This window comes from Pseudomonas sp. R151218B TE3479 (assembly GCF_053629195.1).
Map to the genome: position 1 here is coordinate 5,624,293 of NZ_JBRJHV010000001.1, position 17,072 is coordinate 5,641,364.

The 17,072-nt window shown below is 61.1% G+C and carries 17 protein-coding genes; 3 read left to right on the forward strand and 14 right to left on the reverse strand.

Going from position 1 to position 17,072, the window contains the following annotated elements:
- Positions 1-12: 12 nt before the first annotated feature.
- The 8 genes from AB7M32_RS24240 to AB7M32_RS24275 form a co-directional block, all read right to left on the reverse strand.
- A complete protein-coding gene (locus tag AB7M32_RS24240) occupies positions 13-267 on the reverse strand; it encodes a YkgJ family cysteine cluster protein (RefSeq protein WP_060741261.1) in 255 nt (84 codons plus the stop codon).
- A 149-nt stretch (positions 268-416) separates the two neighbouring features.
- On the reverse strand, positions 417-896 hold the full coding sequence (locus AB7M32_RS24245; RefSeq protein WP_454252195.1) for a translation initiation factor 2: 480 nt from the start codon (positions 894-896) through the stop codon (positions 417-419).
- 85 nt (positions 897-981) lie between these two features.
- On the reverse strand, positions 982-2,424 hold the full coding sequence (locus tag AB7M32_RS24250) for an aminotransferase-like domain-containing protein (protein WP_454251621.1): 1,443 nt from the start codon (positions 2,422-2,424) through the stop codon (positions 982-984).
- 200 nt (positions 2,425-2,624) lie between these two features.
- Positions 2,625-3,434 carry an OmpA family protein gene (locus tag AB7M32_RS24255; protein WP_072406272.1) on the reverse strand — a complete coding sequence of 270 codons (810 nt, stop codon included), beginning with the start codon at positions 3,432-3,434 and terminating at the stop codon, positions 2,625-2,627.
- Complete coding sequence (locus AB7M32_RS24260; RefSeq protein ID WP_072406275.1) at positions 3,431-3,790, reverse strand: DUF4398 domain-containing protein; 360 nt, start codon at positions 3,788-3,790, stop codon at positions 3,431-3,433. The genes AB7M32_RS24255 and AB7M32_RS24260 overlap by 4 nt, the downstream gene beginning before the upstream one ends.
- A gap of 9 nt (positions 3,791-3,799) precedes the next feature.
- Positions 3,800-4,624 (reverse strand): substrate-binding periplasmic protein, encoded by an 825-nt coding sequence (locus AB7M32_RS24265; RefSeq protein WP_454251622.1) that lies wholly within the window; start codon positions 4,622-4,624, stop codon positions 3,800-3,802.
- 91 nt (positions 4,625-4,715) lie between these two features.
- Complete coding sequence (locus tag AB7M32_RS24270; protein ID WP_106274876.1) at positions 4,716-5,645, reverse strand: FAD-binding protein; 930 nt, start codon at positions 5,643-5,645, stop codon at positions 4,716-4,718.
- 2 nt (positions 5,646-5,647) lie between these two features.
- Complete coding sequence (locus tag AB7M32_RS24275) at positions 5,648-6,397, reverse strand: electron transfer flavoprotein subunit beta/FixA family protein (RefSeq protein ID WP_014339477.1); 750 nt, start codon at positions 6,395-6,397, stop codon at positions 5,648-5,650.
- Positions 6,398-6,941: 544 nt separating this feature from the next.
- Here AB7M32_RS24275 and AB7M32_RS24280 point away from each other — a divergent pair.
- On the forward strand, positions 6,942-8,606 hold the full coding sequence (locus AB7M32_RS24280; RefSeq protein WP_454251623.1) for an electron transfer flavoprotein-ubiquinone oxidoreductase: 1,665 nt from the start codon (positions 6,942-6,944) through the stop codon (positions 8,604-8,606).
- Positions 8,607-8,789: 183 nt separating this feature from the next.
- On the opposite strand, the gene AB7M32_RS24285 is transcribed toward AB7M32_RS24280, so the two are convergent.
- Complete coding sequence (locus tag AB7M32_RS24285; protein WP_454251624.1) at positions 8,790-9,680, reverse strand: AraC family transcriptional regulator N-terminal domain-containing protein; 891 nt, start codon at positions 9,678-9,680, stop codon at positions 8,790-8,792.
- A 177-nt stretch (positions 9,681-9,857) separates the two neighbouring features.
- Here AB7M32_RS24285 and AB7M32_RS24290 point away from each other — a divergent pair, with 177 nt between their 5' ends.
- On the forward strand, positions 9,858-10,910 hold the full coding sequence (locus AB7M32_RS24290) for an NAD(P)-dependent alcohol dehydrogenase (RefSeq protein WP_454251625.1): 1,053 nt from the start codon (positions 9,858-9,860) through the stop codon (positions 10,908-10,910).
- Positions 10,911-11,075: 165 nt separating this feature from the next.
- On the opposite strand, the gene AB7M32_RS24295 is transcribed toward AB7M32_RS24290, so the two are convergent.
- The 5 genes from AB7M32_RS24295 to AB7M32_RS24315 all read right to left on the reverse strand — a co-directional run bounded on the left by AB7M32_RS24295 (position 11,076) and on the right by AB7M32_RS24315 (position 16,246).
- Positions 11,076-11,879 carry an IclR family transcriptional regulator gene (locus AB7M32_RS24295; RefSeq protein ID WP_072406290.1) on the reverse strand — a complete coding sequence of 268 codons (804 nt, stop codon included), beginning with the start codon at positions 11,877-11,879 and terminating at the stop codon, positions 11,076-11,078.
- Positions 11,880-11,938: 59 nt separating this feature from the next.
- Positions 11,939-13,249 carry an MFS transporter gene (locus AB7M32_RS24300; protein WP_454251626.1) on the reverse strand — a complete coding sequence of 437 codons (1,311 nt, stop codon included), beginning with the start codon at positions 13,247-13,249 and terminating at the stop codon, positions 11,939-11,941.
- Positions 13,250-13,427: 178 nt separating this feature from the next.
- A complete protein-coding gene (gene dgoD, locus AB7M32_RS24305) occupies positions 13,428-14,576 on the reverse strand; it encodes a galactonate dehydratase (protein ID WP_003179439.1) in 1,149 nt (382 codons plus the stop codon).
- Positions 14,577-14,625: 49 nt separating this feature from the next.
- Complete coding sequence (locus AB7M32_RS24310) at positions 14,626-15,246, reverse strand: 2-dehydro-3-deoxy-6-phosphogalactonate aldolase (RefSeq protein ID WP_003204208.1); 621 nt, start codon at positions 15,244-15,246, stop codon at positions 14,626-14,628.
- Positions 15,247-15,265: 19 nt separating this feature from the next.
- Positions 15,266-16,246, reverse strand: a complete 981-nt coding sequence (locus tag AB7M32_RS24315) for a 2-dehydro-3-deoxygalactonokinase (protein WP_072344184.1) — start codon at positions 16,244-16,246, stop codon at positions 15,266-15,268.
- Positions 16,247-16,435: 189 nt separating this feature from the next.
- On the opposite strand from AB7M32_RS24315, the gene AB7M32_RS24320 reads away from it, so the two are divergent.
- Positions 16,436-17,068, forward strand: coding sequence for a glutathione S-transferase family protein (locus AB7M32_RS24320; RefSeq protein WP_072406297.1), 633 nt, complete (start codon positions 16,436-16,438; stop codon positions 17,066-17,068).
- The last annotated feature ends 4 nt before the right edge of the window (positions 17,069-17,072 follow it).

Sequence of the window (17,072 nt, forward strand, 5' to 3'; positions counted from 1 at the left end):
TTCATTGACCCATTACGCTGCCGTGACTTGCTCCCACCAACCGATCAAGCGGATGGCCTCTTCACGGCTGCCGCCGCACACCTCGATGTCGGCTTCAAATGCCGAGCACACCGCCGGACGCTCCGGCTGGCCGAAGATCCGGCACAGGTTATCGACCGAGAGTTGCACACAACGTTCTCCCGCCGGTTTGCCTTGGGGCATGCCAGGGATAGGTGAGCTGATGGAAGGGGCGATGCAACAGGCGCCACAGCCTTCACGGCACTTCATGACGACAACATCCTCGCGACGGGTAATGATGAGTAACAGAAGACAGAGTAACGGCTAAAACACTCGTTTTAAATTACCGTCTGCGTGTTTTTTTGCCGTTGGCCAAGTGACCGAACGGTCAGCGACGAGCTGCATGCCCCGTGAAAGGCTTACTGCTTGAATTCGAAATCCAGCGCTGCGCCTTCCACCTCGTTGCGCTCCTGATTGCGCAGCGGCAGTTGCATTTCATTGCTCAACAACCGGCCATTGAGCTGGAACGGTCCGGGTTTATCTCCGAACATGGACGGCAAGAGCGGTTCGCGCTTGGGCGGCACTACCTTACCCGGCGGCTGCAATTCCTCGACCATATCATGGGGCAGGCTCAGGTCCAGCTTGGCCGGCGGCAATGGAGTCTTGGCGACCTCGCGGGCGGATTTGCTCTTGGAAGCAATGGGCGCACGCTTTTTTTTCTTCGCCGCAGTCGCCTTTTTAGCGGACGGCTTCTTGGCCACTGCGGTTTTTTTCGGCGCATTCTTCGTGGCACTGACGGCCGGTTTTTCCTGCGCCGGAGCCGCCACGACGACGCCTCCCATGTGTAAGGCACTGAACAGGCCGATCAAAACCCAGACAACAGGAACATTGGCTTTCATAGACACAACGGCACTGACGGCAGAAAAGCCCATGCTCGCCTGATAATGAGGCGCTGACAAGCACATCAAGCTAAGCCGCTGATTCCTATGGAAACCCGTTGGCCGTTTCTTGGCACAATTGAGTCGCCAACAACCCCAGCGTCATCAAGGCCCGCTCTGCCTCACGGTTCCAGGGGGTACCGCAGTTCAAGCGAATGCAGTGGTTGAACTGCTCGGTGTTACTGAAAATCAGCCCTGGCGCGATACTGATGCCTTGTTGCAACGCCCGCACATGCAATTCCTGGGTATTGACCCGTCCCGGCAGGCTGACCCACAGGATGAAACCGCCATTGGGGCGGCTCATTTGCGTGCCTTCGGGGAAGTACTGTTGCACCGCCAGCTGAAAGGCACTGAGGTTCTTGCGGTACTCCTGGCGGATATAGCGCAGGTGCCGGTCATAGCCGCCGTTTTCCAGATAAGCGGCAATGCCCATCTGCGTGACGCTGCACGCCGAGTGAGTGCTGAAGGTCTGGAGCCGCTGGATTTCCTGCTGGAATTTACCCGCGATCATCCAACCGATGCGCACACCCGGCGACAACGTCTTGGAAAAACTCGAACAGTAGATAACCCGGTCCAGCCGATCGTAGGCCTTGAGGGCCTTGGTGCGCCCCTGCTCGAACATCAGCTCGCCATAGATATCGTCCTCGACGATCTGGATGTCGAAGTCCGACGCCAGGCGCAGCAGTTGCTTTTGCCGCTCTTCAGGCATGGTGCTGCCCAGGGGATTGCTCAGGCGCGTGGTCAGCACCAGCGCCTTGATCGACCACTGGTTGGCCGCCAATTGCAAGGCCTCCAGGCTCATGCCGGTGACCGGATCGCTGGGGATCTCGATAACCTTGAGGCCCAGCAGATCCGCCAGTTGCAGCAAGCCGTAATAGGTTGGCGACTCGGCAGCGATCAAGTCCCCCGGCCGCGTCAGCACCCGCAAGGACATCTGCAGCGCATCGACGCAGCCGTGGGTGATCACCACCTCGGAAGGGTCCACCACGACACCGGCATCGCGCATGCGAATCGCCACTTGTCGCCGCAACGGCTCGAAGCCCGGGCTGAACATGTAGCTGAACGCCCGTGGGCTATGGAAACGCGTGACCTTGGCCAACTGCTGATGCAAGGCCCGCACAGGCAGATAGTCGACACTCGGCACGGCCGCGCCCAGGGGGAACACCCCTTCGCGACGCGACTCGACCAATACCTGCTGGATGATACTGCTACGCGTCACCAGCCCCGGGCGCTCTACCCGGGCAATGTCCGGCGTCGGTGCCGTCAGGGCCGGTGTCTGGTGCACGTAGTAGCCCGATTGCGGCCGTGCACGAATCAGCCCCTGATCTTCAAGGTTCGCGTAGGCCTGCAACACAGTGGCGTGGCTGACATTGAGCTGCGAGCTCATCTTGCGCACCGAAGGCACGCGTTCACCGGGCTGATACACACCGCGCCGGATGTCTTCAGCCAGCTGTTGAGCAATACGTTGATAGAGCAGGAGGTTGGTCATGACGCAGCACTCGATTTCACGGGCATTTTATTCTTGTCGGAAACGATACCGGAACAGTTTAGAAGTGTACTGGGACAGTTGCCAGATTACTTGACAGTACAGTGGAGTGACAGCTCTAACTGTACTCATCGCGCATCGATTGCAGGGCCAAAAAAACCCGGCGCCTTCTACAGGGGCCGGGCTTTCCAGTGACGCAACCCTTAGCGGGCGGCGCCGAGCTGGCCTTTTTCGTCGGAGAACACAATTTCAACGCGACGGTTCTGTGCCCGGCCCCGCTCGGTAGCGTTGACGTCCACCGGGTACTCATCACCGTAGCCTTCGACCTGGATGCGCTTTTCATCGATCCCCAGGTCTACCAGCACATCCGCGACCGCTTGCGCGCGATCGCGAGACAGCTTGAGGTTTTCCTGCTTGCCGCCCGTGCTGTCGGTGTACCCCTCGATACGCACCACGCGCTTGGGATTGAGCTGCAAGAACTGCACAATCTTGAGCACCACCCGGTTGGCCGAATTCTTCAGTTCCGCTTCGCCGGTGTCGAACAGCACGTCACCCAGGGTCATCACCAGGCCGCGATCGGTCTGGGTGGTCGCCATCGCCATGATCTGTTCTTCGAGCCATTTGCCCTGCTGCTGCACACTCAGCAACTTCGATTCACGCAGGGCCAACTGCAGGCGCTGGCGCTCCAGTTCGAGCTTCGCCGCGCGCTCTTCGTTGAGCACCTGATTGCTGTGCTCACGGGCGATCGCACTGTAGCGCTGGCTCAGGTAGGCGTAATGCTGAACATCCTCGCCGCTGCCCCAGTAGCTGGACAAGCGATCGGCACGGGCCAGGGACTCACCGGCGCGGATCACGTCCCGGGGGGCGGCACGCAATACGTTGGCGTCTTCCTTGACCTTCTGGAAATCGGTGCTGGCCTGCTCAAGTGCCGCTTCGCTGCGTTGGCCGGCGCAGCCATACAGGCTGGCCAGGCCGGCGAGGACCAGGCCACCCAATACGTGGGAGTGCTTCATTGGGCATCCTCCCTCAGTTGTTTGCGCAAGCGCTTGATGCGGGTGTCGAGCACGTTCAGTTGCTCCTGGCTCTTGAGGGTCAGCACCTTCGCTTCGGCCAGGCGGGCATCGAGTTCAGCCTGTTCGGCCCGCATGCGCGCCTTCTTGTAGGATTCGTCGGCCATGTTGGATTTGGCGCGGGCGAATTTTTCTTCAGCCAGTTTCAATTCGGGCACTTCGTCGGCAGTAGCGCCAACGGCCCGGGCTTGCTGCAGTGCCTGTTCGGTCAGGCGGATCTGTTCATTCGGCGCCGGATCGGCTGCGCAGCCCGCCAGAGCCAGAACGGCCAGGGCAGCGAAAAGAGGTCGAATAGTCACTAATGTTCCCTACTGTTTTGGGGCACTGACAGGTGGCTGCAACTGTGTTTTCCAACGCTCGAGATTGCGCTGCAACACAGCCTCCGTCAGCCCGGACGCGGCCAATTCTGTCATCTTTTGCGCCAGCTGTCCGCGTAACCATGGGTCGTTGCAAGCGGAGTTATGGGAAACCGCGAGGAACAGCCCGGGTTTATCCACCGGTTGCGGTGCGGCTTGCAGGTCGTTGGCCATCCCCAGGGTCTGCGCCATCGCCAGACCCGAATAGCGCCCCGCCAAGACGTATTCCACCTCTCCCAGCAGCAATTTCTGAAAGGCCTGGGTCAGGTTGGGCGTGCGCACCAGGGATAATTGCTGCTCGGCAAAAACGCCGAACCCCTGGGTCATTCGGGACTTTTCCGACAAGGCACCGGGATGACCATGAAGGTCCCCGGGTTGGTTGATGACCAGCGTCGAGTCCTTGCGAGTCCAGACCAGGTAATCATTTTCCAGCAAGGGCGGGTGGACGTAATCCAGCGCTTCAAGCCCCGTGCTGGTCAGTGGCGCATCGGTGAGCAGGTCCATGCGCCCACTGCGCACTTCGTCCAGTGCCTGGGCACGCTTGCCAGCGTAAAGCAGCTCGATCTTGATCCCCAATTCGCCCGCCACTTGCGCCAGCAAGTCAGCACCGGCACCGATCAGGTGCTTGGGATCCTGAGGGTCTTGCCAGAGGTAAGGCGGCGCGTCTGGGCTGCCGGTGGCGATCAGCCGTTCGCATTTGCCGGCGGCGACAGACAGGCCCGGCATGACCGCCAACGTCCACAGCAACGACCAGCCGGTCAAACGACGCAGATCCATGGCGATACGCTCCCCTTGCAGCAAAACAATCAGTGCGGAAAATAAAAAGCCCGGCCAAAGGGCCGGGCTCTTTATAAGTGAAGACGCCGGATTAGACCAGCTTCTCCAGCTCAGGGATGGCTTCGAACAGGTCCGCTACCAGACCATAGTCGGCCACCTGGAAGATCGGCGCTTCTTCGTCCTTGTTGATCGCTACGATCACCTTGGAGTCTTTCATGCCGGCCAGGTGCTGGATCGCGCCGGAGATACCGACGGCGATGTACAGCTGTGGCGCAACGATCTTGCCGGTCTGGCCGACCTGCATGTCGTTGGGTACGAAACCTGCGTCGACTGCCGCGCGGGAAGCGCCGACGGCAGCGCCCAGCTTGTCGGCCAGGGCGTACAGGTGCTTGAAGTTGTCACCATTCTGCATGCCACGGCCGCCGGAAACGACGATCTTGGCAGCGGTCAGTTCAGGACGGTCGGACTTGGCCAGTTCTTCGTTGACGAAGCTGGAAATACCGGCGTCGTGGGCAGCGCCTACGGCTTCGATGGCAGCCGAGCCACCTTCGGCGGCAACCGGGTCGAAACCGGTGGCGCGGACGGTGATGACCTTGACCGACGCGTTCGATTGCACGGTGGCAATGGCATTACCGGCGTAGATCGGACGCTTGAAGGTGTCGGCGCTTTCTACCGAGATGATCTCGGAGATCTGGTCGACGTCCAGCGCAGCGGCGACACGCGGCAGGATGTTTTTGCCGTTGGAAGTGGCGGCCGCCAGGATGTGGCTGTAGCCCTTGCCCAGCTCGGCCACCAGTGGCGCGACGTTTTCCGGCAACTGGTGCGCGTAGGCGGCGTTGTCAGCCGACAGTACTTTTGCCACACCCGCGATTTTCGCAGCGGCTTCGGCAACGGCGCTTGCGCCCTGCCCGGCCACCAGGACGTGCACATCGCCACCGATTTTGGCGGCAGCAGCAACGGTGTTCAGCGTGGCCGGAGCCAGCGCCTTGTTATCGTGTTCGGCGATTACCAAGATAGTCATGATCAGATTACCTTCGCTTCGTTTTTCAGTTTCTCGACCAGTTCAGCCACCGACTTGACCTTGATGCCCGCGCTGCGTGCAGCCGGCGCTTCGACTTTGAGGGTCTTGTTGGTGGAGGCGGTGGAAACGCCCAAAGCGTCAGGCGTCAGCACTTCAAGCGGCTTCTTCTTGGCTTTCATGATGTTTGGCAGGGACGCGTAGCGCGGCTCGTTCAAACGCAGGTCGGTGGTGACGATGGCCGGCAGTTTCAGGGAAACGGTCTGCGCGCCGCCGTCGATCTCGCGAGTCACGGCAACGCTGTCACCGGACACTTCGACCTTGGACGCGAAGGTGCCCTGACCGTAGCCGCTCAATGCCGCGAGCATCTGGCCGGTCTGGTTGTTATCGCTGTCGATGGCTTGCTTGCCGAGGATCACCAGCGATGGCTGTTCCTTGTCGACAACGGCCTTGAGCAGCTTGGCCACGGCCAGGGAAGTCAGGTCTTCGGCGGATTCGACGAGGATGGCGCGATCGGCACCCAGTGCCAGTGCGGTGCGCAGTTGTTCCTGGGCGGTGGTCGGGCCGATGGAGACGACGACGATTTCCGTTGCCACGCCTTTCTCTTTCAGGCGTACGGCTTCTTCCACGGCGATTTCGCAGAAGGGGTTCATCGACATCTTAACGTTGGCGAGGTCGACGCCGGAGTTGTCCGCCTTGACGCGAACCTTGACGTTATAGTCGACCACTCGTTTGACAGCTACAAGAACCTTCATGGATTCCTCGTTACTCTCCGGTGAAAAAAAGTCGCCTAGGCGAACCTGGCGGTTGATGCTCATGGGCGCAAGGGCACCTCTAAAAACGCCGGCATGAACCACACATGACCCTGCTCACGGGAGTGAAGACCATTCGTCAGTGATGACCGATGGGTCATTCATTATCGCGGCGTGTAAACTGCGCCTCGGAACCGCGCAATACGTCACTTGGTGCTGCCTTCGCCCTGTCTTTAGAGGTGCTCTTGAAACCAACAGTCAGCCTACGGCGAGCGCAAAACCGCCCGTATCTTGACCGGAACGCCTATTCCGGTCAATACGGCAAAATGGTCAGTCATAAGCCGTACGTCAGTGATTTATCTGGGCTGCGGCAATTTCAAACAAACGTTTGTATTGGACCCTGAGAGTGGTGTAGATATAATGCGCCGCTTAAGAGAGACCCGCGGCTCATCCATTGTCGCTTTCGTCGCTTTTGGCGAAGGAAACAAAGGATGCGACGCCAAACCTCCAATTAGAAAAACTGTGAGCCTTGAGTAGGAGATAGCCTGTGGAACGCGAATACATGGAATTCGACGTGGTCATCGTCGGTGCCGGCCCCGCTGGCCTGTCTGCCGCTTGCCGACTGAAACAGAAGGCCGCCGAAGCCGGTAAGGAAATCAGCGTCTGCGTGGTCGAAAAAGGTTCCGAAGTCGGTGCGCACATCCTCTCCGGCGCGGTATTCGAGCCCCGCGCCCTGAACGAACTGTTCCCGGACTGGAAAGAACTCGGCGCACCGCTGAATACGCCTGTCAAACGCGATGACATTTATGTCCTGAGAAACGCCGAGGCCGCGAGCAAAATCCCTGACTTCTTTGTGCCCAAGACCATGCACAACGAAGGCAACTATATTATTTCCCTGGGCAACCTGTGCCGCTGGCTAGCCCAGCAGGCCGAGAACCTGGGCGTGGAAATCTACCCCGGCTTCGCCGCCCAGGAAGCGCTGTTCGACGAAAACGGTGTGGTGCGCGGGATCATCACCGGCGACCTGGGTGTCGACCGCGAAGGCAAGCCGAAGGAAGGCCTTTACACCCCTGGCATGGAGTTGCGTGGCAAATACACGCTGTTCGCCGAAGGCTGCCGTGGTCACATCGGCAAGCAGTTGATCAAGCGTTTCAACCTGGACAGCGAGGCCGACGCCCAGCACTACGGCATCGGCCTGAAGGAAATCTGGGAAATCGACCCGGCCAAGCACCAACCCGGCCTGGTGGTGCACACCGCTGGCTGGCCGCTGGACATCATGGGCACCGAGAACACCGGCGGCTCCTTCCTCTATCACCTGGAAAACAACCAGGTGGTTGTCGGTCTGATTATCGATCTGTCCTACAGCAACACCTTCCTGTCGCCGTTCGACGAGTTCCAGCGCCTCAAGCATCACCCGGTGCTCAAGCAGTACCTGGAAGGCGGCAAGCGCGTCAGCTACGGCGCCCGAGCCATCTGCAAGGGCGGCCTGAACTCGTTGCCGAAAATGGTCTTCAAGGGCGGCGCGCTGATCGGTTGCGACCTCGGCACCCTGAACTTCGCCAAGATCAAGGGCAGCCACACCGCCATGAAATCCGGCATGCTCGCCGCCGAGGCCGTGGCCGATAGGTTGTTCGCCGAGTCCGAAGGCGGTGATGAACTGACCGCCTACGTCGACAACTTCAAGAACAGTTGGCTGTACGAAGAACTGTTCGCCAGCCGCAACTTCGGTGCAGCGATCCACAAGTACGGCGCGATCGTCGGCGGTGGTTTCAACTGGCTCGACCAGAACATCTTCGGCGGCAAAATACCGTTCACCCTGCACGACAACAAGCCCGACTATGCCTGCCTCAAGCTGGCCGCCGATTGCAAGAAGATCGACTACCCGAAACCGGACGGCAAGCTCAGCTTCGACAAACTCAGCTCGGTGTTCATCTCCGGTACCAACCATGAAGAAGAACAACCCTGCCACCTGAAGCTGACCGACCCGAGCATCCCGATCGGCAAGAACCTGCCGCTGTACGACGAACCGGCCCAGCGCTACTGCCCGGCTGGCGTGTACGAAGTGGTGACCAAGGAAGACGGCGAGAAGCGCTTCCAGATCAACGCCCAGAACTGTGTGCACTGCAAGACCTGCGACATCAAGGATCCGGCGCAGAACATCACCTGGGTATCCCCGGAAGGCGCTGGCGGGCCGACTTACCCGAACATGTAAGCCGACACGCTGAACATCGAGGCTCCCGCAATGGGGGCCTTTTTGTTGTCTGCCATTCCAGGAACACCGCAACCCAATGTGGGAGCGAGCTTGCTCGCGATGACGGCAACCCATTCAACATTGATGCAAGCTGAACCGCCGCTATCGCGAGCAAGCTCGCTCCCACAGGTGAACATCACAGGGTCAGGCGGCGCGCTCTTCCCCGGGGTTGCGCTCGAAATAGCGCTTGTACTCCCGACTGAACTGCGACGGGCTCTGATACCCCACCTGGTGCGCCACCTGGGCCACACCCATGCCCTCGATGAGCAGCAGCCGCTGGGCCTTGAGCAGGCGCAACCGCTTGAGGTACTGCACGGGCGAGAGCAAGGTGCTGCGCTTGAAATGCTCATGAAAGGTCGATGCGCTCATGTTCGCGCAACTGGCCAGTGTCTCGACGTTCAGCGGCTCGGTGAAATGCGCATGCAGATGGCTCAGCGCCGCGGCAATCCGAGCGAATTGCCCATGCTGCTCCACCAGCGCCCGCAATACGTCGGCCTGAGGCCCACGCAAGGCGACGAACAGCAATTCTCGCAGCCGCGCCTGGCCCATGACCTGGCATTCCAAGGGGTCGTGCAAGCAGTGCAACAGTCGTTCGACACACCCTCGCATAGCACCATCGAGCGCGGCACTGGTCATGGATTCCGGCGTCTGCGCCGCCAGGCTTCGCCCCGGCGTCAACCCCATGGCCAGCACCAACTCCCCCAACATCGCCCGATCGATCGCCACGGAAATCCCGAGCAACGGAGCATCGGGCATGGCATAGGTTTCGCACTCGAACGGCACCGGCAGCGCCTGGATGAGGTAGTGCCCGGCGCCGTACTCCAGCGTGCGCGGTCCCAGGTAAGCCAGCTTGCTGCCCTGGGCAATGATCACCAGGCTTGGCTCGTAGAGCTGCGGACCACGGGCGATGTCCTCGCTGCACCGCAGAACTTGTACCCCAGGCAGCGGGGTCGGGATAAAACCGTCACGGGTGGCCAGAGGTTCGATCAGCGAAACCAGCGCCGCGTTGGCATCGAGATGGCGGGTCAACAACATGATGAAAACTTCACGAAAAAATGGATGGGAACATCATCGCAGGTCTAACGTCACATAGGACCAATCCACGGCCAAGGTCGGAGAATTAGGCATGACACCCGTAGGAATCGTCATCGCCGTTCACGGATCGGACTCCCACAATGGAACCCTACCGTTCACTGCTTAGCGAGGTCCATCATGTATACCGCCATCGGATATGCCGCTCAATCGCCCACCGCTCCCCTCGCCCCGATGAAGTTCGAGCGCCGCAGCCCGCGAGCCGACGATGTGGCGATCGACATTCTTTACTGCGGCGTCTGCCACTCCGACATTCACCAGGCCCGCAACGAATGGGGCATCGCCGTTTACCCGCTGATGCCTGGCCATGAGATCGTCGGCAAAGTCACCGCCGTCGGCGCGGACGTCACCCGCTATAAGGTTGGCGACCTGGTCGGCGTTGGCTGCATGGTCGACTCCTGCCGCGAGTGCGAAGCCTGTCACGCCGACCTTGAGCAATACTGCTACCAGGGCATGACCCAGACCTACGCCAGCCCGGACCGTATCAGCGGCGGCCACACCATGGGCGGTTACTCCAACAGCATCGTGGTCAAAGAACATTTTGTGCTGCGCATCCCGGCAGCACTCGACCCGGCCGGCGCCGCGCCGATTCTCTGTGCCGGTATCACCACTTACTCGCCCCTCAAGCACTACGGTGTGAAGGCCGGCGACAAGGTCGGCGTGTTGGGCATGGGCGGCCTCGGCCACATGGGCATCAAGTTCGCCAAGGCCATGGGCGCCGAAGTGACGTTGTTCACCCGCTCGGCCAGCAAGGCGGACGAGGCCCGTCGCCAGGGCGCCGACCATGTGATCGTGTCCACCGACGCCGAGCAGATGGCCGCTGCCGCGGGGCGCTTCAACTTCCTGCTGGACACCATTCCGGTGCAACACGACCTCAACCCCTACCTCAACACGTTGCATTTCGACGGTGTACACATTTTGGTGGGCCTGGTCGAGCCGATCGATCCGCCGGTTCATGCGGCCAACTTGATCATGGGTCGTCGCGTCCTGGCCGGCTCGTTGATCGGCGGTATCGCAGAAACCCAGGAAGTGCTGGATTTCTGCGCCGAACACAACATCAGCTGCGACATTGAAATGCTCGACATCCGCCAGATCAACGAGGCCTACAGCCGCATGATCGCCGGGGACGTGAAGTACCGCTTCGTCATCGACATGGCGACGCTCAAGGCCTGACGCAGTGGCCTGTACGGTTAATTCGTGTACTCAAATTCGAGCGCCAGGGCTTGCCAGGCAAGGCGCCATGACGAGTCGTAGCCCGCTACGGCGAGGAATGGCAACGCAGACTGGCAAGTTCTGGCGCCGAAGTTGAGTGCATGAATTAACCACACAGGCCACTAATCAGACCTTAGCACCCAGTTCCGCCGACAGCCGGGCTGTGACCCCTTTGACCAAGGGAATCAGCTCGGCCATTTTCTCCAGCGGCATGTACGGCACGGTGCTGGCGATGCTGATACCGGCCACGATGCGCTTGCCGGCATCACGGATCGGCGCCGCCACACAGCGAATCGACGGTTCGTTGTCTTCCAGGTCGAAGGCATAGCCCCCCGCCACGTACTCCAGCATCCGTTGCTGGAACTGCTCCCAGGATTGCTCCTGATGCTGGGGCCAGAACTGATTCTTCCCCCCCGCCGGCAGGCTGATTTCATACAGCCGCTTCCATTGTTCCTGCGTGTCATCGAGCATCAGCGCCTTGCCAATCCCCGTGCGCGCCAACGGCATCCGATGGCCTACGCGCGAGCGCATTTCCGGGCCGTTACGCCCCGGATTCTTCAGCAGGTACAAGACTTCGTCACCCTCGCGAATCGCCAGGTGAACGGTGTCCCCGGTCAGCGCTGACAGCTCGTCCAGGTACGGCCCCGCCAGGCTGACCAACGGCAATTCTTCCCGGGCCTGGAAGCCCAGCTCGATCAGCTTCGGCCCCAGCAGGTAGCCCACTTGCGGCACCACGCGCAGGTAACGTTCGTCCACCAGGCAACTGGCCAGGCGATGGGTGGTGCTGCGGGTGGTGCCGATGAGCCGGGCGATTTCCTTCAAGTCACGGGCGCCGCTGGCGACCGCCTGGACCACGCCCAGACCACGCAGCAATGTCTGCGTGCCTGTAGGCGCGGCGTCCTTGGTGATTTTTGGATCGTCTTGCTGCATAGCCGGCCTTCAACAGTAAGCGGGGAACGGGCGGCATTATGGTCGCCCGCCCCGTCGGACTACAACTCGATGCGCTCGACCTTCCCGACCAGCAGGATGTAGGACAGTGCGCCAGCCAATGCCAGGACAGAGATATAGGTAATGGCCGGGGCGAACGAATCGCCGCTGGCGAGAAAGCCAATCACGATCGGCGTGGCAATGGCCGCCAGGTTACCGATGAAGTTGAACACCCCGCCGGTCAACCCGAGCAGTCGTGCCGGCGCCAGGGTCGACACCAGCGACCAGGTGATCGACGCCAGGCCATTGCCGAAGAACGCCAGGGCCAGGAAAGCGATCACCAGCGGCGTCGACTCGACAAAGTTGGCGCCGATGATCGAGGTCGAGATCAGCAACCCGCCAATGATCGGCAGCTTGCGCGCGAACCCCACGGTGGCGCCGCGACGAATCAACCAGTCGGAGAAGAACCCGGAGCACAGCACGCCGACAAACGCCGCGAGGAACGGCAACGACGCCAGCAAGCCGGACTTGATGAAGTCCATGCCGCGATACTTCACCAGGTAGGTGGGGAACCACGTCAGGAAAAACCACAGCGTGGAATTGAGGCAGAACTGCCCCAGGTAAATGCCCCACAATTTGCGCTGGGTCAGGACGATGCCCAGGTCGGACCAACTGAATTTCGCCTTGACCTTGGCGGTATCGGCCTGGATATCCACCAGCCCGCCGCCGTCACGGATCAGCTCGATTTCGGCGGCATTGGCGCCTTTGAAATCCCGGGGCTCGCGATACACCGCGTACCAGATCACCGCCCAGAGAATGCCCACCGCGCCCGTGGCGACAAACACCATGTGCCAGCCGAAGGCATGTTGCAGCCAGGCCAATACCGGCGTCAGGAAGGCCAGCCCGACAAACTGCCCGGAGGTGTAGAAGCCGATGGCCGTGGCCCGCTCGCGCTCGGGAAACCAGGTAGTGACCACGCGGCTGTTGATCGGGTACGCCGGCGCTTCCAAAGCACCGACCGCCATGCGCAGGACGAACAGCGCGATGAAACTGGCGGCGAACCCCAGCATCACCGTGGCCACCGACCACAACAGCAATGCCACGCTATAGAGAATGCGCGGCGGCACCCGATCCACCAGCCAGCCACCGGGAATCTGCATGGCGGCGTAGGTCCAGCCGAACGCCGAAAAAATCAGCCCGACGTGGATCGGGTCGATGCCCAGGTCGCTGGTCAGCGCGGGGGCGGCAATGGAGAGGTTGCTGCGGTCCAGGTAATTGATCACCACGGTGATGAACAGCAGGACCATGATGAAGAAACGCTTGCGGCTGGGCGTCACCAACGACGCCTGCGCGCTCAGGGTGTGCGCTTGCATGTGAGGTGCCTCTTCTTATGTTTATTGAGGAAACGGGCGCATCGAAGAAGATCTCCCTGCTTGCGAAGATCAAATTGTGGGAGCGAGCTTGCTCGCGATGAGGGTGTGTCAGTTGGCATATGCGTGACTGATACATCGCCATCGCGAGCAAGCGCGCTCCCACAGGGTCAGGCGTGCCTCACCACTCGGCAAAACTGCCATCGGCATGGCGCCAGATCGGGTTGCGCCAGCGGTGGCCGATGGCTGCGCGTTCGATGACGTATTCCTCGTTGATCTCGATGCCCAGGCCCGGGCCATTCGGGATCTTCACAAACCCCTTGTCATAGTCGAACACCTGCGGATCCTTGATGTAATCCAGCAGGTCGTTGCTTTCGTTGTAGTGGATGCCCAGGCTTTGCTCCTGAATGAACGCGTTGTAGCAGACCGCATCCAGTTGCAGGCACGCCGCCAGGGCGATGGGGCCCAGCGGGCAATGCAACGCCAGCGCCACGTCGTAGGCCTCGGCCATGTTGGCGATCTTGCGGGTTTCGGTGATGCCACCGGCGTGGGATGCATCCGGCTGGATGATGTCCACGTAGCCTTCGCTGAGCACGCGCTTGAAGTCCCAGCGGGAAAACAACCGCTCGCCCAGGGCAATCGGGGTGCTGGTCAGCGGCGCCAGTTCCTTGAGGGCTTCGTAGTTTTCGCTGAGCACCGGCTCTTCGATGAACATCAGTTTGTAGGGGTCGAGTTCCTTCATCAGCACCTTGGCCATCGGCTTGTGCACCCGACCGTGGAAGTCCACGCCAATGCCGACGTTCGGCCCGACCGCATCGCGCACCGCCGCCACGTTGGCCAGGGCCAGGTCGACTTTTTCGAAGGTGTCGAGAAACTGCAGCTCTTCGGTGCCATTCATCTTCACCGCCGTGAAGCCCCGCGCCACCGCCTCTTTCGCCGCGCGAGCGGTGTCCGCCGGCCGGTCACCGCCGATCCACGAATACACACGGATCTTGTCCCGCACCTGGCCGCCCAGCAGGTCGCTGACCGACACGCCCAGGGCCTTGCCCTTGATGTCCCAGAGCGCCTGGTCGATGCCGGCCAGGGCGCTCATGTGAATGGCCCCGCCGCGGTAGAAGCCGCCACGATAGAGCACGGTCCAGATGTCTTCGATGTTGCGTGGGTCTTTGCCGATCAGGTAGTCGGACAATTCCTCGACGGCAGCCGCCACCGTGTGGGCACGGCCTTCGACCACGGGCTCGCCCCAACCGGTCACGCCCTCGTCGGTCTCGACTTTGAGGAAGCACCAGCGCGGCGGAACGATAAACGTGGTCAGCTTGGTGATTTTCATCTTGTTGTCTCTCTTGTCAGATGCAGCGCACGGAGCGCTGGAAAAGTCTTCAGTTCAAGGCATTCCATGCGGCCACATAGGCCTTGGCGCGCACCGCCACTTCATCCGCTGTCAGGCCCGGCTTGAACAACCCGGAACCGAGGCCGAAACCCTTGACGCCGGCTTCGACGAACACCGCCATATTGTCTGGCGTAATCCCGCCCACCGGCACCAGCACGGTCCCGGCCGGCAGCACCGCGAGCCAGGCCTTGACCACCGCCGGGCCCATTTGCTCGGCGGGAAACATCTTCAGCACATGGGCGCCTTCGGCCAGTGCAGCAAAGGCTTCGGTGGGTGTGGCGACGCCTGGCGACAGGTACAAGCCCGCCGCTTTCGCCGCACGCAGTACCTTCGGATCGCTGTGGGGCATGACGATCACCTGGCCACCGGCGGCTTTCACCTGTTCCACCTGTTCCGGCGTGAGCACGGTGCCGGCACCGATCAGGCAATCGGCGGGCAAGGTACTGCGCAGGATGCGAATACTTTCGTACGGTTCGGGGGAATTGAGCGGTACTTCGATGACGCGAAATCCGGCGCTGTACAGGACTTCGCCGATGGCCGCCGCCTCTTCGGGACGCAGGCCACGCAGGATCGCGATCAGCCCGTTGTGCGCCAGTGCTTGTGTGAGCATGTCAGACCTCCAGTCAGGTTCAGGGGGCGGTGGAGTCGAGCAACCCGGCCGCCACGGCCAGTTGCCACAAACCGCGTTCGGTGGCCTGTTCGGCCAGAACCACCCGGGCGAAGCCGCAGGCGTCGAGGGCCCGTTGATAACGGACACAGAGTTGGGAGTTGCCAATCAACACCACCGTCGGCAGGTGCAGGCTGTCGCGGCGTCGGCGTTGTACCTCGGCCAACGCCGTCAGTTCATGGCCGATCAACAGCCCCGAGAGATAGTCCGCTTGGGCGCTGGCGCCCAACTCGCCGGTCAAGCCCAGGCTGCGGGCGCTGAACACGGTGGACAACGGGCCGATCTGGCCGTCCACCGACAACGCCACTTGCACGCCGCGATCAAAGGCCGCGCCATCGAAGGTCGCACTCCTTTGTTGGGTGCGGCCGAGAATGCTGTGGTCACTGAGCACGGCGAAGATCTCGCCCGTCATGAAGGTATCGAAATGCACGATGCGGCCATCGGCCACTTCCACCCATTTCGAGTGGCTGCCGGGCAGGCCGATCAGCACCGCTTCGTCCGGCAGGCTGTGCAAGGCACCGAGCACTTGGGTTTCTTCGCCGCGCATGACATTGGGCAAGCGTGAACGCTGAATCACGCCCGGCACGATGTGCACATCGACACCGCGAAGGCTGCGAACGGTTTGTAGGGAATGTCCGAGATTGGCGACGTTGGCGGGTGTGTCGCAGTACGGCGCTTCACGCCAGCCCTGAGCACTGCCGACCATGCCGCAGGCGATGACAGGCAAGCCTGGCTGGGCATCGAGCCAGTCGCCGCAGGCTTCGTCAAAGGCCAGTTCGAAACCATCGATGCACACCTGGCCGGCCACATTCCGCGGCCCGGACGGCAACTGCATGATCCCCGACGACAGCGAACGCTGCTCGAGCACCTCGCCACCGGCTGCGAGTTTGTAAGCCCGTAATGAGGTGGTCCCCCAATCGAGCGCGATCAATTGCGCCTGCATCCGCTTCACCTGTTTTGTTTTTTGGCAGTGAGTGAGACGGACTATAAACCTGGGGGCGATCAAATCTCAATATATAAATATCACTCCCATATATTGGGATTAAAATGCACCACCTATAAAGCTAATCGCCATCCGCCCAAGACCCTGCTACGTTTTCTGACCGGACGCCAAACAACTAGGGAAAAAGTGATGGGACAACTGCTGAAAATCCTCGGCCGCACGTCTTCGATCAACGTCAGAAAAGTGCTGTGGACCTGCCAGGAACTGGACATCGCCTACGAGCGCGAAGATTGGGGCATCGGTTTTGCCTCGACCCAGGACCCGGCGTTCCTGGCCTTGAATCCCAATGCCCAGGTGCCGGTGATCATTGATGAGAACGGCGTGTTCTGGGAATCCAATACCATTTGCCGCTACCTGGTGGGCAAGCACGGGCCCAGCGATCTGCTACCTGTCGAGCCTGCCGCCCGAGCGCGGATCGAACAGTGGATGGACTGGCAAGCCACGGAACTCAACCCGTCCTGGGGCTACGCCTTCCACGCCCTGGTGCGCAAGAACCCGGACTTCCAGGACCCGCAGCGCATCGCCGCCGGCATCAAGGGCTGGAACGAGAAGATGGGGTTGCTGGAGCAGCAGTTGAACCGCACCGGCGCCTACGTGGCCGGTACGGCGTTTTCCCTCGCGGACGTGCTCATCGGCCTGTCCGTACACCGGTGGCGCCAGACGCCCATGGAGCGTCCCGACTATCCGGCCGTGACGGCTTACTGCAAACGCCTCGAGCAACGACCGGGGTTCGCCGAGTACGCGTCTGCCGCACACTCATGAAGTG